Below are 14,745 nucleotides of genomic sequence, written 5' to 3' on the forward strand. Positions count from 1 at the left end.
CGTAAATTTGGGAACTTTTTAACGAATATCTTTTATGGAAGCGACAGTTACTACTGCAAATAACGAAGAAAAAACTTGGGGAGGCGGCAATGAGCCATTAGGGGCAAGTTATGGTAAAATGATGATGTGGTATTTTATCGTATCGGATGCCTTAACGTTCTCTGGATTTCTAGCAGCTTACGGTTTTTCTAGATTTAAATTTATTGAAACTTGGCCATTGGCTGATGAAGTGTTTAATCACTTCCCTTTTATGCATGGTGTATCTGCACCTATGTACTATGTCGCATTAATGACATTTATTTTGATTTTTTCATCTGTAACAATGGTTTTGGCTGTTGATGCTGGACATCAAATGAAGAAAAACAAAGTTGCAGTATATATGTTTTTAACTATTATTGGAGGTTTGATTTTCGTTGGATCACAAGCATGGGAGTGGAAAAACTTTATCAAAGGAGAATACGGAGCTATTGAAACAAAAGGAGGAAGTTTACTTCAGTTTGTAGATAAAGACGGAAAACGAGTTGCCCTTGCAGATTTTGCAGTAAAATTACCAGAAGGAAGAGAAGCATTGACTAGAGACAAAGGTAAATGGTTTATGAGCGATGCTGAAACATTGCCTTCATATTCAGTAGCCGAAGTACAAGCAGGTTTCAAAGCACATCCTGAATTGTTAATAAGAACGGAAAAGCTTACAGAGAAAAAGCAAAAAACTATTCTAACTAGAGAAGAGTCAGAGTCAAGATTAAGCCAAGCGCATTATGTTGTAGAAGGTGCTAATTTGACAAGAAACGAATACGGAAATAAATTATTTGCAGATTTCTTCTTCTTTATTACAGGTTTTCACGGTTTTCACGTGATCTCAGGAATTATTATCAATATCATTATCTTTTTTAATGTATTGTTAGGTACTTATGAAAAAAGAAAAAGCTATGAAATGGTAGAGAAAGTTGGTTTATACTGGCACTTTGTCGATTTAGTTTGGGTATTTGTATTTACGGTTTTCTACTTAGTTTAATTTTAGATTTATATTATTATGTCACACGAATATGTATCACATACAAAAAGAATCTGGTTTGTTTTTGCACTTTTATCAATTGTAACAACAGTGGAGGTTATCCTTGGTATTTACAAGCCGGGAGTATTAGAGTTTAATCATTTTATTGGTTTGAACTTATTAAATTGGATATTTTATATTCTAACAATATATAAAGCTTATTATATAGTTTGGGCATTTATGCATATGGAAGGTGAATCAAGTGGCCTAAGATGGTCAGTTGTTTCAACGGTTATTTTCCTAGTTTTGTATTTATTGTTTATTCTTTTGACAGAAGGACATTATATTTTTGGGGTTTTTAAAGATTCTACCATTAAATGGAATTTTTAACATGATATTAATTCAAAAAGAGGGTACGCATTGCGTACCTTTTTTTATTTTTGTACTTTAATTTTTTCCCTTGTATAATGAAAAAAAATATAGTTCTTTTTGTTCTCTTCGTTTTGCCTATAGTTGCTTATCTTTTTTTTGCATCTGGCGTGAATGGCTTTACTAAACTGCCTGTTGTAACACCTAAAATTGCCAACTTAGGAGATTGGAAATCTTTAAGAGGTGAAAAAGTTGGTTTGGATAATAAAATTACAATACTCGGTTTTTCAGGATCAGAAATTTTAAAAAATCGTGGTAATTATTTTAATCTAAATGAAAAAGTTTATCAACGTTATCATGGTTTCAAAGATTTACAATTTGTCGTAATTTGCCCATTAGGAACAGAAGAAGATACGCGTAAAGTTATAGATGCTTTAGCAGATTTTACTGATGTGTCACAATGGCATTTTGTTTTTGCTTCACCATCAGAAATAACTGCTTATTATGATCAATTGCATTTGGTTGGAAAATTAGATCAGCATCTAGGAACACCTAATGTATTTATCGTTGATAAAGAACGTAATTTAAGAGGGCGAAAAGACAAAGACAATTATAAAGAAGGATATAATACTTTTCATCCTTCTGAGTTAAGTAATGAAATGTTGGATGATTTTAAGATTATCCTATACGAATATCGTGCTGCTCTTAAGAAAAATCATAATGCAACAAAACAACTTTAAAATTATATTATCATGTTTAAGAACAAATCATATATCGGTATTTCATTCATAGTATTGATTTTTGGTATTTATGCGATACCTAAAATTATAGACAGGGTTAAAAATGATTCAGTCGTAAAAGGAAGCCGTTTAGATAGTGTTAATGGGAAAAACGTTAAGGACGATGGGAAATTAGTAAAAATTGGTCCAGTTCCTAAATTTGAGTTAACCAATCAGGATAATGTTACAATATCAAATGAAACTTATAAAGGAAAAGTTTATGTTTTAGAATTTTTCTTTACAACCTGTCCTTCTATTTGTCCTAAGATGAATTTAAGTATGTTAGAAATAGAGAAGAAGTTTTTTGGGAATCCAAATTTTGGGATTGTCTCAATAACAATTGATCCTGCTCACGATACGCCTCAGGTTTTAAAAGATCATGCTAAAATGTTAGGAGTTAAGTCATCTAACTGGAACTTTTTGACTGGTGATAAAAATGTTATTTTAGATTTATCTAATAAAGGATTTAATTTGTACGCAGGTGCAAATAGTAAAGTAAGTGGTGGTTTTGAGCATTCTGGTTTATTTGCTTTAATAGATAAAAATGGAGACATTCGTTGTCGAAAAGATGAATTTGGAAACCCAATACTTTACTATGATGGATTGGATAAAAAAGGAGTTAGAGACATACAACAAGATATAAATATATTATTAGAAGAATAAAAATGGAGGATAATTCATTAGAAAAAAAATACAACAAGTATATTGTGCTTGTTTCAATTGTAATTCCAGTTGTAGTAGCTATTTTGTTTGGGGTTAAATTAAAAGATTTTGGGTATAATGTAGAACCACTTAATTTTTTGCCACCTATTTATGCTACAATAAATGGAATTACTGCTTTGGTTTTGATTATTGCAGTAATGGCTATTAAAAAAGGGAATCGAAAGCTACACGAGCGTTTGATGACTACAGCAATAGCTCTTTCGTTGGCTTTTCTTGTAATGTATATTGCGTATCACATGACGTCAGATTCCACTAAATTTGGTGGAGAAGGAGCAATTCGATATGTTTATTTTTTTATTTTAATCTCGCATATTTTATTGTCAATTGCAATCGTTCCTTTGGTTTTGATAACTTATGTTCGTGCAATTGCGAAAAATTTTGAAAATCATAAAAAAATTGCAAGAATTACATTTCCGCTTTGGTTATACGTTGCTATAACTGGAGTGATTGTTTATTTAATGATTTCCCCTTATTATGCTTAATACAAACAACAAGAAACGTTCTGTTTCTAGGCTAACAAAGATTAGTTTCTTATTGGTTATTTTTTTCTTTAATTTATCTGTTAATGCGCAATGTGCTATGTGTCGAGCTGCTTTAGGTGGTGATGAAAATACTAAGCAGGCCGAAGCAGTAAACGATGGAATTGTTTATCTAATGGTAGTTCCTTATTTGCTAGTTGCTGTTATTGGTTACTTGATTTATAGAATGTATCAATCTAAAAAGAAAAGCGCGTAAGCTAAATTTATTTCAATCCGTTTACGGAGACATTTACAGTTCCATTAACTTTTATAAAAGCAATAATGGCCTGATTTGTCAATTCTATCTTTTGAAATTCGATATCTTCCATTTTTCCATTTACAAAAACACCAGGCATAGGAGAGTAGTTTTTAAGATAAGTTAGCATGCTTTTCTTACCTTCTTCTAAGTTTGGTTGTATCGAGTAACGGCAACTTTCTTCCATTTTCTTTAAGATGTAACCTTGCATAAGCCAGTTCGCAGTGCGGGTTAGTTTACTTTTTGTGTCAAGAACATAGTCAAGTTTGTCAAAATAAAGTTCTTTAGTTTGTTGATTATATTTCGGGAAACCGTTTAAATATAATGTTCCGTTTACTGCTCCTAAAACATCTAAAGCAATAATCATTTTCCCTTCTTTGTGCCAGATTTCAACGTTTTTTACGGTGATTTTTTTACTTCCAGAACCAAATTCTTGTCCAGCAAAATTTTTAGTCATGATTTTAGAAGCATCTTTATAGCTCGAAACGGCAGCGATATTAGCTGTGATTTGTTTAGGAATTTTTGTAACTGGTTTTAAAACAATTTTGGAAGCATTGAATTTACTCTCAGGTTGTTTACCAACTATTGTTTCCATGTTGCATTTCATGCCCATTTCTAATAAAAAAGAATCGTTTTTAAGTACCGCATCGGTAGAGTATATTTCTATAGGGACAATTCTAAGCCAGCTTTCATATTCTTCATTCATTTGAAAAGGAGTACATATTTTTTCTAAAGCAGCTAAAACATTAGGTTTGAAATCCATTGATTTTTCGATTGCCGCATCGATACTTTTTTCTATTTTTGATTTGAAAATTGAAACAGCTGGATTTATTAGATAAGTTACAGGCATGTTTTTTCCAAAAACACTCATTGTTGGGCTCTCATTCCAATCTAATGATTTTAATTCCGTTTTAGTGTTAAGTTTCCAGTTGGTTAATCCTACTGAACTGTTTAATGTAATTACTCCATTTAAATTAAATTCTCTTGTGTCGTATAATTCAACACCTAGACGTTTAGTTCCTATTCGGTACTTTACGAGCGCTTTTAGTGGTAAAATGGTTTTTATTTTTTTTCCAGGATTACTAGGGTCAGTCTCTATTTTTATAGGGGCCAACTTCCATATTTTGATTTCGATATCGTCATCTTCAATGTTATTGTCTTCGTAAATTAAGCCATTAAGAATAGTATTAGTTTGGTTTTCAATATCCTTTAGTTTTATGGTAATAGGTAAATTAATAAATGATGGAGCATTGTCATATAGTAATGGACTGGCATCATCGGGTTCAGGTTTTAGTGTTGCTAATTTTTGAGAAGAAGAGCAGCTTGTTATGAATAACGTAACCATTGAAAGTGCTAGAAACGAGAATAATTTCTTCATTATTTTTTTTTAAGATACAAAATTAAGAAAACAAATATATTTTAAGATTAAAGTGTAACATTTTGATGAGAATTTAGTCTTATTGATATAATAGGTTAAAGCTATTAACATTTTATTGTAGTAAATTGCTAGGCGAAATAGGTATTATTGTTTTAAAATTAACAAACCATGATTGAAATTAAAGACTTACATAAATCCTATAAAATGGGAAAATCTGAATTGCATGTTTTAAAAGGGATTAATTTCAATATAAAAGAGGGAGAATTGGTTGCTATTATGGGGTCTTCTGGTTCTGGAAAATCAACATTACTTAATATTTTAGGAATATTGGATGAAGCAGATTCTGGAGAATATATATTAGATAATGTACCGATTAAAAATTTGAATGAAACTATAGCGTCTAGATATCGAAATAAGTTTTTAGGTTTTGTATTTCAATCTTTTAATTTGATTAATTATAAAACGGCTTTAGATAACGTGGCTATGCCTTTATATTATCAAGGAGTAAAAAGGAAAGAACGTTACGAGATTGCATTGAATTATTTAAAAAAAGTAGGTTTAGATTCGCATTCTCACCATTTGCCAAGTGAGCTTTCTGGTGGGCAAAAACAACGTGTAGCGATTGCTAGAGCATTAGCATCTAATCCAAAAGTTTTATTAGCAGATGAGCCTACGGGGGCCTTAGATACAAAGACTTCTTATGAAGTAATGGAATTGATTCAAGGAATTAACGACGAAGGAAAAACAATCTTGATCGTAACCCACGAACCAGATATTGCAGCAATGTGTAAGAGAAATGTAGTCTTAAAAGACGGACTAATTATCGATGATAAGTACGTAGAACAAGTTAGAGCATCAGCTTATGTTTAATATTGAGCGTTGGCAAGAAATATTTGAGGCAATTGCTAAAAATAAATTAAGAACCTTTCTTACAGGTATCTCTGTGGCATCGGGGATATTTATATTAGTCATTCTTCTTGGAGCAGGTAAAGGCCTTCAAAACGGAATCGAAAAACAATTCGAGCGTGATGCCGAAGGTATTATAGAGGTTTGGTCTGGTACTACTACAAAACAATATAAAGGACTAAATCCTGGGAGACAAATTCAGTTTAGAAATAGTGATTATTCACAATCAATTCAAAAATTTGAGGATAAATTAGATAAACGTGCATCAACTTATAACTTTTGGGGAGCTTCAGTGAGTTATGGAAAAGAATCTTCAACGTATCAATTTAGAGGAGTAGATCCTGACTATTTAGGGATTGAAAATGGTACAGTTGTTATGGGGAGATTCATAAATAACAAAGATTTAGCTAATTATGAAAAAGTAGCCGTTATCGGAATGAAAGTAAAAACGGACTTGTTTAAAGATAAAGATCCGCTTGGTGAACAAATAGCAATTAATAATATCAATTTTAAAGTTGTTGGTGTTTTTACAGATCCAGCTGGCGAAAGAGAAGAAACAAGAGTTTATTTACCAATGACAACAACACAAAGAGCATATGGAGTTGGAGATAAAGTGAGTAATTTGTTTTTTACTTTAAATAAAAAAGCTACTTATGAAGAAGCTTTGGCCGAATCTGAAAAATTTAGTGCAGACCTAAAAGCGCTTTTGAAGAGTAAAAATATTGTAGCTCCAGATGATGATAGTGGTATTGGTTTGTACAATTCAGTTAAAGATGCAAAACAGGTATATGATTTAAATCTTTACATAAGATTGTTTTTTTGGTGGGTAGGAATTTGTACAATTATAGCAGGTGTTGTAGGAGTTAGTAATATTATGCTAATTATTGTAAAAGAAAGAACTAAAGAAATTGGTATAAGAAAAGCACTTGGAGCTTCTCCAATTTCTATTATTGGAATGATATTACATGAATCTATTTTTATTACTACAATTGCAGGTTTTATTGGCTTGCTAGCAAGTTTGTTATTGCTAGAGGTAGTAGGTCCAATGATAAAAAGTGAATTCTTTTTAAATCCTGAAGTTGATTTTAGTGTGGCATTGACCACTCTTGTTTTACTTGTTTTTGCGGGAGCAATGGCTGGTTTTTTTCCAGCATACAGAGCAGCAAAAATAAAACCTATTGTAGCACTTAGAGACGAATAATTATGTTTGATAGAGATAATTGGGAAGAAATTTTAGAAGCTTTAACTGCTAATGTATTTAGAACAGTACTTACAGCCTTTGGTGTGTTTTGGGGGATATTTATTTTAGTAATATTGCTCGCAGCAGGAAATGGTTTGGAGAATGGAGTTAAAAAAGGATTTGATGGAATCGCAACGAATACAATGTTTATGTGGAGTCAAACCACATCAAAAGCATATAAAGGATTGCCTAAAACCCGTCGTTATGATTTTAAGAATAGTGATGTAATGGCTTTAAAAGAAGCTTTGCCTGATTTGCTATATGTTTCACCTCGAAATCAATTAGGAGATTCTAATAATGGGACTAATAATGTGGTTCGTGGTACCAAAACATCTGCTTTTACTGTATATGGAGATTATCCAGAGCTTATTAAGCAACAACCAATGGATATCATAAAAGGGCGTTTCGTAAACCAACAAGATATTAAGCATAATAGAAAGGTTGCTGTTATCGGAAAAGGAGTTATAAGTGGACTTTATGATAAAAATGAAGATCCTATTGGAACTTACATTAAAGTAAACGGGATAAATTTTATGGTTGTTGGGGTGTATTATTCCAAGAATCAAAATAATGGAGGGGCAGAAGCAGAGCAAAAGAACATATTTGTTCCTTTTACAACATTTCAGCAAGTGTTTAATTATGGAGACAAGGTGGGTTGGATGGCAATTACAGCAAATGATAAAACTTCTATAACAGATTTAAAACCTAAAATTATAGAGATAATAAAGGAAAGACATTCAGTTAATCCTAAAGATGATAGAGCAGTAGGGAATTTTGATTTGTTTGAGCGATTTAACCAAGTACAAGGATTGTTCACAATCTTAACATTTATTGCTTATTTCGTGGGGACATTGGTTTTGATTTCTGGAGTTATTGGAATTTCTAATATTATGCTTATTGTAGTGAAGGAGAGAACTAAAGAAATAGGAATTCGAAGAGCGTTGGGAGCGACACCTGGGGCAATACGAAGACAGATACTTTCAGAATCAATATTCTTAACAATTATTTCAGGTATGTTAGGTATTGCAGTTGCTACAGGAGTTATAGCAATACTCAATATGGTGCTGGCTTCGATGCCTGCAGATGGTGATACAATGTTTGCTAATCCGACTGTAGATTTAGGGGTCGTATTTGTAGCGTTATTAATTTTAGTAGGATCAGGTTTGCTGGCAGGATTTATTCCGGCTCAAACAGCAATAAACGTAAAGCCTGTAGATGCCTTACGAGCAGAATAAATTATCAATCAATAAAATAATCGATTAAACAAAAAAAACAAAATGAAAAAAGGAGTAACCATAACCATTTTAATTTTTATTGCAGTAGTCTTCTTTGGTGCTTTGTATTATTTGTATGCAAAAAATCAAGAGTCGCCAATTGTCTATCAAACGGAGAAAGCGGAAATAAAAACGATAGTTAAAAATACAATCGCAACGGGTAATATTCAGCCTGATGAAGAGGTTCTTATCAAGCCAAATATTTCAGGTATTATTGAAGCTGTTTACATTAAAGCAGGAGAAAGTATTAAAGCAGGAGATATGATTGCAAAGATAAAAGTTGTTGCAAACGTTTCGAATGTAAGTAATACTCAGAATCAGGTTCAAACAGCAAAGATTGCATTGGATAACCAAGAAAAATTATACCAGAGACAAAAAACATTGTTTGATAAAGGAGTGATTTCTGCAAACGATTTTGATGCAACACAACTAGCTTACAAACAGGCAAAACAAACTTATTTGTCATCAAAACAAAGTTTTGATATCGTTAAAACAGGAACTACTTCAGGATTAGGAAATTATGCTAACACCTTAATCCGATCTACAGTAACTGGAATGGTACTAGATGTGCCTGTGAAAGTAGGAAATCAGGTTATTGAGAGTAATAATTTTAACGAAGGAACAACAATTGCTAGTGTAGCTGATGTTGGAAAGATGATTTTTGTTGGAAAAATTGATGAATCAGAAGTTGGTAAAATCAAAGAAAAAATGCCAATCGAAATTACAATTGGTGCTATCGAGAATAAAAAATTTGATGCAGTTTTACGTTATATTGCTCCAAAAGGAGTAGTGGAAAATGGAGCAATTCAATTTCAGATTAAAGCATCACTAGAAAACAGAGATGATACATTTATTAGAGCAGGTTTAAGTGCTAATGCATCAATTATATTAGAGAAAGCAGAAAAAGTTTTGGCTATAAAAGAATCATTAGTTCAATTTGATAAAAAAACTCAAAAGCCATATGTTGAAGTAGAAACAGCACCACAAAAATTTCAAAGAAAAGATGTTGTTTTAGGAGTTAGTGATGGAATTTTTGTACAGGTAATAAAAGGGATTACAGCCACAGACAAGATAAAAATCTGGAATCAGGGCTTGATAAAAGAAGAAGAAAAAAAATAAGTAAAAGTTAAAAAATAAAAGAATTTTTGGTTTTTAGAGAATGTTAAATTTGTATAGTATCTTTGCTATGCTTTGATTCAAAGTTTATGAAAAATAATAAATATATTTATCTTGTTTTTGTCTTATTATTAGGAGCGTCAATGCAGGCGCAATCTAAGAAATGGACTCTAGAAGAATGTGTACGATATGCGTTAGAAAACAATATCTCGATAAAACAATCGGAATTGGATGCACAAAGTATTTCTATTGATAAAAAAGATGCTTTTGGTAGATTTCTACCTACTGCTAATGCACAAGTTTCACATTCATGGAATATCGGTTTAAATCAGAATATCACTACAGGGTTATTAGAAAATCAAACAACTCAATATTCAGCTATAGGTGCATCAGTTGCAGTTGATATATATAAAGGATTACAAAATCAGAATGCATTACGAAAAGCTAATTTATCTATAGTAGCTTCCAAATATCAATTGTTAAAAATGCAAGAAGATATTTCGCTTAACGTTGCGAATGCTTTTTTACAAGTGTTGTTTAATAAAGAAAATTTAAAAGTACAACAAGAACAATTAGCAATTAGTGAAAAACAATATACTCGTTCTGATGAATTGGTGAAAGCAGGAACGATTCCTAGAGGAGACTTACTCGACATTAAAGCAACTGTAGCTACAGGTAAACAAAATGTTGTTATTGCTGAAAATACGTTATTAATATCAAAACTTAGCTTAGCGCAGTTATTACAATTAAAAGAATTTAATGATTTTGATGTAGTAGATGATACAAATATTGATGCTGGAGAAACTATTTTGGCACAGTCGCCAACAGCAATTTATGAAAAAGCTAAAGAAACGAGGACAGAATTAAAAATAGCTAAAACCAATCTTGAAATTGCAGAGAAGAACGTTTCTATCGCCAAAGGAGCTTATCAGCCAACTTTAAGTGCTTTTTATAATTTTAATACAAGAGCAAGTTATTCAGATATTGTTAAAGGTGCAATCCCAGATGCTGCAAATCCTACTAAACAAATTGGTTACGTACAAGGAACCAATCAATCGGTTTTGCAAGATAATTATGCTCCAGTTTTAGGAAGTGCAGCGCCAATTTTTGATCAGTTTAGTGATAATAAAGGGCAGTCTTTTGGGGTTCAATTAAGCATACCAATATTTAATGGGTTCTCAACAAGAAATAATGTAGAACGTAACAAAGTAAGTTTAGAGAAATCTAAAATTGATTTAGAACAAAAAAACTTAGATTTGCAACGTAATGTTTATACTGCTTTTACTGATACTAAAGGAGCATTAAATGCACATGAAGCTGCGGTTGTGGCTTTGGAAGCAAGACAAGGAGCTTATGATTATGCAAAAGAAAAATTTGCAGTAGGTTTAATGAATGCTTTCGATTTTAACCAATCGCAAACACTACTTACCAATGCGCAATCAGAAGTAATTAGAACAAAATACGATTATATCTTTAAAACAAAAATATTAGAATTCTATTTTGGAATTCCTATTGTTCCGATAGTTAAAAACTAGTTTATTATGTCAAAAAAAACAATTTATCTTTTATTAGGAGGTGTCGTTATTGTTATTGTAGCCTTAATTGGATTTTCGAAAGCAGGTGTAATAGGAAATAAAGATGCAGGCACTGAAGTAGAAGTTGCAAAAGTAGTAGCGTCGACTATTGTAGAAACTGTTTCGGCAACAGGAAAAATTCAGCCAGAAATAGAAGTGAAAATCTCATCAGAAGTTTCGGGGGAAATTATTGCACTTAATGTAAAAGAAGGACAAGTTGTTAAGAAAGGAGATTTATTGGTAAAAATAAATCCTGATTTATATACATCTAGTTATAATCGTACAGTTTCTAATTTGTCAGGAACTAAAGCTAGTTTGAGTCAAGCAGATGCCTCTTTTAAGGAAGCAAAAGCGAATTATGAAAGAAATAAAAAGTTATTTGAGAAGGGAATAATTTCTAAGTCTGATTGGGATAAAGCAGTTGCTTCTTTTGAAGTAGCAAAAGCGACCAAACAAAATGCTTATTTTGCAGTACAAAGTGCTTCGGCATCTGTAATTGAAGCCAAGGATAATTTGGGACGTACGACTATTTATGCTCCTGCAGATGGAACAATTTCAGTACTTAATGTTGAGCTTGGAGAGCGCGTTTTAGGAACACAGCAAATGGCAGGAACCGAAATTTTACGAGTAGCTAACTTAAACAACATGGAAGTTGAAGTAGATGTAAACGAAAATGATATTGTAAAAATTAAAGTTGGAGACGAAGCAAATGTAGAAGTAGATGCTTATCTAAAAAAGCAATTTAAAGGTATAGTAACTAGTATTTCTAACTCAGCAAGTAGTACTTTAACAGCAGATCAGGTAACTAATTTTAAAGTTAAAGTTAGAATTTTAAAAGAGTCTTATAAAGATTTAATCGAAGGAAAACCAGAAGCATATTCTCCTTTTAGACCAGGAATGACCGCTACGGTTGATATTATAACAAATACAAAAAAGAATGTTTTGGCAGTGCCAATAAGTTCAGTAGTTGTAAAATCAGATACAACAGCAGTAAAAGAAATTAAAGTTGAAGACCCAAATGATAAAAAAATAGCTCCTAAAAATGACAAAAAATTTGAATGCGTTTTTGTTAAAGAAGGGGATAAAGCTAAAATTAGAATTATAAAAACAGGAATTCAAGACGACACAAATATCGAAGTGATGTCGGGACTTAAGGCTGGTGATATGGTAATTACAGGACCATACACAACAGTTTCAAAAGATTTGAACTCAGGTGATAAGGTTAGCCTCAAATCTGAAAAAGTAAAAAAATAACAATGACAAGACAATCTAGTTCTGTGATAGGATTAGATTGTTTTTTGTTCTCATAAAATATAAAATTAGTTTGGCTTATATTCTTAATATTGAAACTGCTACAAAGAACTGTTCTGTTGCTTTAGCAAAAGAAGGGAAAATAATTTTGTGTAAAGAAATCTCTGAAGAGGGGTACTCTCACGCCGAAAGATTACATGTGTTTATCGAAGAATGTGTTCGTGAAGCTGGAATTTCTTTTCAAGATTTAGTTGCAATTGCGGTTAGTCAAGGTCCTGGTTCTTATACAGGATTACGTATCGGAGTTTCGGCGGCAAAAGGATTGTGTTTTGCATTAGAGATTCCATTAATTGCTGTTGATACATTACAATCGTTAGCTTCACAAGCAAAGATTAGCAATGGTTTAATCGTTCCGATGTTAGATGCCAGACGTATGGAAGTGTATAGTGCAGTATTTGACTCAAAGTTTGAAAAGCAAAGAGAGATTTTAGCTGAAATAATTACCGAAAATTCTTTTGAAGAATGTAGCGAAACACTTTATTTCGTTGGAGATTGTGCTGAAAAATGTAAAGCAGTTTTAACAAAAGAAAATTTTATTTTTCTGGAAGATATTAAATATCCTTCAGCAAAAGAAATGAGTGTTATAAGTTATGATAAATACAAAAAAAGCGACACTGTAGATGTCGCTTATTTTGAACCTTATTATTTGAAAGACTTTATGGTTACAACTCCAAAAAAACAATAAAATACACACTCTTATTTTTGTAATGTGTAAGGTTGAATAGCAATTCCAGCTTCGTCTAAAGCAATTTTGCAATCTTCTAGTGTCTGAGAAGAAACAGTTCCGTAATTTTCGTTTTTTGCCCAAGGGCGTACTGCAAATTCTACAGAGCTACTTGTTAAGTTTTTCACGAAAACTTCAGGTGCAGGATTCTTAAGCACATTTGGATTGTCCTTTAAAATTTTCTCAAGAATATCTTTGGCTTTTTTAATATCGGCATCATAGGCAATTGCAAAAGTCAAGTCGGCTCTACGTTGTCCTTGCATTGAGTAATTAATAATTGTGTTATTAGATAAAGCCCCGTTTGGTATAAATACAGTTTGATTGTTTGCAGTATATAGTTTAGTTACAAATATCTGTATTTCAGCTACAGTTGCAACTATGCCTTGTGCTTCAATAGTGTCACCAACTTTAAAAGGTTTGAAAAGAATAATAAGCATGCCTCCTGCAAAATTAGAAAGAGATCCCTGAAGTGATAATCCAACAGCAAGACCCATTGCTCCTAAGATGGCAACAAATGAGGATGTTTCTATTCCTAGTTTAGAAATGAATGATACAAATAGTAATATTCTTAAAGCCCATAATAAAATATCAGCAAGAAACTTAGTTAAGGTAGGGTCTAAGTTCCTTTTTTCCATAATACGACGTATTAATCTATTGACAACGCGAATAATATAAAGCCCCACAAATAGAATAAGAAAGGCAGATATTAGTTTAGGGGAATAATCAACTAGTACTTGGATAAATTGGTTAACGTAACCGCTAATTTGATCGGGATTTAGATTCATTTTTTTAGTATAAAAAAACCCTCTCTATGAGAAGGTTTGAATTAGTTAAGCAAAGATAAAAATTAATTAATTTATTAATAAATATTGCTGTTATCTTTAACTATTTATTTAATGCTTCATCAGAAGTTTTATCGAGAGCATCTGTAGCAAGTGATTTAGTTTCTTCAACAATAGCATCTGTAGTTTCTGCAGCTTTCTCTTTAATTGAATCAACCACTTTGATTAAATCATCTGATACTTTTTCAGTATGATCAGTAGCTACATCTTTTGCTTGATGAAGATGATTTTCAGTACTATCTAATATTGGGTTAGCTATTTCTTTAACTTTCTCTATTGTTTCTCCGGTTGATGTTTCCGCTTTTTCAAGATATGGAGCAGTTACTTCCTTAACTTTTTCAATAGTCTCTTCTGCAAATGTTTCGGCTTTTTCGAGATATGGTGCTGATACTTCTTTAACTTTTTCTATCGTTTCTCCAGCTAGTGTTTCTGCTTTTTCAATATATGGAGCAGATACTTCTTTAGCTTTGGCAATGGTCTCTTCAGCAAATATTTCTGCTTTCTCGAGATATGGAGTAGATACCTCCTTAACTTTTTCTATTGTTTCTTCAGCAAATGTTTCTGCTTTTTCAATATACGGAGTTGCAGCTTCTTTAGCTTGCTCAAACGTGTTTTCGGCTTGGGTTGCTAATTCAGTAGCAGAATCCTTAGCAGTGCCAAATAAATTCTTAAAAAATGATGATAATCCCATAATAGTTCTTGTTAGTTAATATAGATTACAATATTAATCTTTTTTTTAAG

Annotated in this window: 16 protein-coding genes; 13 read left to right on the forward strand and 3 right to left on the reverse strand. The window is 31.9% G+C overall.

Annotated features, from left to right (window positions below):
- Nucleotides 1-34: 34 nt before the first annotated feature.
- From LPB87_RS00070 to LPB87_RS00095, 6 genes are all read left to right on the forward strand, one after another.
- Nucleotides 35-1,015, forward strand: coding sequence for a cytochrome c oxidase subunit 3 (locus tag LPB87_RS00070; RefSeq protein ID WP_129540836.1), 981 nt, complete (start codon nt 35-37; stop codon nt 1,013-1,015).
- An 18-nt stretch (nt 1,016-1,033) separates the two neighbouring features.
- Complete coding sequence (locus tag LPB87_RS00075) at nt 1,034-1,384, forward strand: cytochrome C oxidase subunit IV family protein (protein ID WP_129540837.1); 351 nt, start codon at nt 1,034-1,036, stop codon at nt 1,382-1,384.
- Between the two features lie 77 nt (nt 1,385-1,461).
- Nucleotides 1,462-2,103 (forward strand): hypothetical protein, encoded by a 642-nt coding sequence (locus LPB87_RS00080; protein ID WP_129540838.1) that lies wholly within the window; start codon nt 1,462-1,464, stop codon nt 2,101-2,103.
- A gap of 12 nt (nt 2,104-2,115) precedes the next feature.
- Nucleotides 2,116-2,805, forward strand: a complete 690-nt coding sequence (locus tag LPB87_RS00085; protein ID WP_230604268.1) for an SCO family protein — start codon at nt 2,116-2,118, stop codon at nt 2,803-2,805.
- 2 nt (nt 2,806-2,807) lie between these two features.
- Complete coding sequence (locus LPB87_RS00090; protein ID WP_129540840.1) at nt 2,808-3,347, forward strand: DUF420 domain-containing protein; 540 nt, start codon at nt 2,808-2,810, stop codon at nt 3,345-3,347.
- Entirely contained in the window at nt 3,340-3,600 is a 261-nt protein-coding gene (locus LPB87_RS00095) for a hypothetical protein (protein ID WP_230604270.1), read from the forward strand. The genes LPB87_RS00090 and LPB87_RS00095 overlap by 8 nt, the downstream gene beginning before the upstream one ends.
- 7 nt (nt 3,601-3,607) lie before the next feature.
- Here LPB87_RS00095 and LPB87_RS00100 read toward each other — a convergent pair whose 3' ends face one another.
- Complete coding sequence (locus LPB87_RS00100) at nt 3,608-5,017, reverse strand: DUF4403 family protein (protein WP_230604272.1); 1,410 nt, start codon at nt 5,015-5,017, stop codon at nt 3,608-3,610.
- A gap of 168 nt (nt 5,018-5,185) precedes the next feature.
- Between LPB87_RS00100 and LPB87_RS00105 the strand changes: the two genes are divergently transcribed.
- The 7 genes from LPB87_RS00105 to tsaB all read left to right on the forward strand — a co-directional run bounded on the left by LPB87_RS00105 (nt 5,186) and on the right by tsaB (nt 13,123).
- Complete coding sequence (locus LPB87_RS00105) at nt 5,186-5,887, forward strand: ABC transporter ATP-binding protein (protein WP_129540842.1); 702 nt, start codon at nt 5,186-5,188, stop codon at nt 5,885-5,887.
- Nucleotides 5,880-7,124 (forward strand): ABC transporter permease, encoded by a 1,245-nt coding sequence (locus tag LPB87_RS00110; RefSeq protein WP_129540843.1) that lies wholly within the window; start codon nt 5,880-5,882, stop codon nt 7,122-7,124. Before LPB87_RS00105 ends, LPB87_RS00110 begins: the two co-directional genes overlap by 8 nt.
- A gap of 2 nt (nt 7,125-7,126) precedes the next feature.
- A complete protein-coding gene (locus LPB87_RS00115; RefSeq protein WP_129540844.1) occupies nt 7,127-8,398 on the forward strand; it encodes an ABC transporter permease in 1,272 nt (423 codons plus the stop codon).
- 42 nt (nt 8,399-8,440) lie between these two features.
- Complete coding sequence (locus LPB87_RS00120; RefSeq protein WP_230604274.1) at nt 8,441-9,556, forward strand: efflux RND transporter periplasmic adaptor subunit; 1,116 nt, start codon at nt 8,441-8,443, stop codon at nt 9,554-9,556.
- Between the two features lie 86 nt (nt 9,557-9,642).
- On the forward strand, nt 9,643-11,088 hold the full coding sequence (locus LPB87_RS00125; RefSeq protein WP_230604276.1) for a TolC family protein: 1,446 nt from the start codon (nt 9,643-9,645) through the stop codon (nt 11,086-11,088).
- Nucleotides 11,089-11,094: 6 nt separating this feature from the next.
- Nucleotides 11,095-12,381: an efflux RND transporter periplasmic adaptor subunit gene (locus LPB87_RS00130; protein WP_129540847.1), complete on the forward strand. Its 1,287-nt coding sequence runs from the start codon at nt 11,095-11,097 to the stop codon at nt 12,379-12,381.
- A gap of 70 nt (nt 12,382-12,451) precedes the next feature.
- The gene (gene tsaB, locus LPB87_RS00135) at nt 12,452-13,123 is read left to right on the forward strand and encodes a tRNA (adenosine(37)-N6)-threonylcarbamoyltransferase complex dimerization subunit type 1 TsaB (RefSeq protein ID WP_230604279.1); all 672 of its coding nucleotides are present in this window, start codon (nt 12,452-12,454) and stop codon (nt 13,121-13,123) included.
- An 11-nt stretch (nt 13,124-13,134) separates the two neighbouring features.
- On the opposite strand, the gene LPB87_RS00140 is transcribed toward tsaB, so the two are convergent.
- Nucleotides 13,135-13,947 carry a mechanosensitive ion channel domain-containing protein gene (locus LPB87_RS00140; protein WP_230604281.1) on the reverse strand — a complete coding sequence of 271 codons (813 nt, stop codon included), beginning with the start codon at nt 13,945-13,947 and terminating at the stop codon, nt 13,135-13,137.
- Between the two features lie 100 nt (nt 13,948-14,047).
- Nucleotides 14,048-14,695, reverse strand: a complete 648-nt coding sequence (locus tag LPB87_RS00145; RefSeq protein ID WP_230604283.1) for an apolipoprotein A1/A4/E family protein — start codon at nt 14,693-14,695, stop codon at nt 14,048-14,050.
- Nucleotides 14,696-14,745: the final 50 nt, after the last annotated feature.

The sequence above is a fragment of the Flavobacterium sp. EDS genome (assembly GCF_020991525.1).
In the GTDB taxonomy this organism is placed as follows: Bacteria; Bacteroidota; Bacteroidia; order Flavobacteriales; family Flavobacteriaceae; genus Flavobacterium.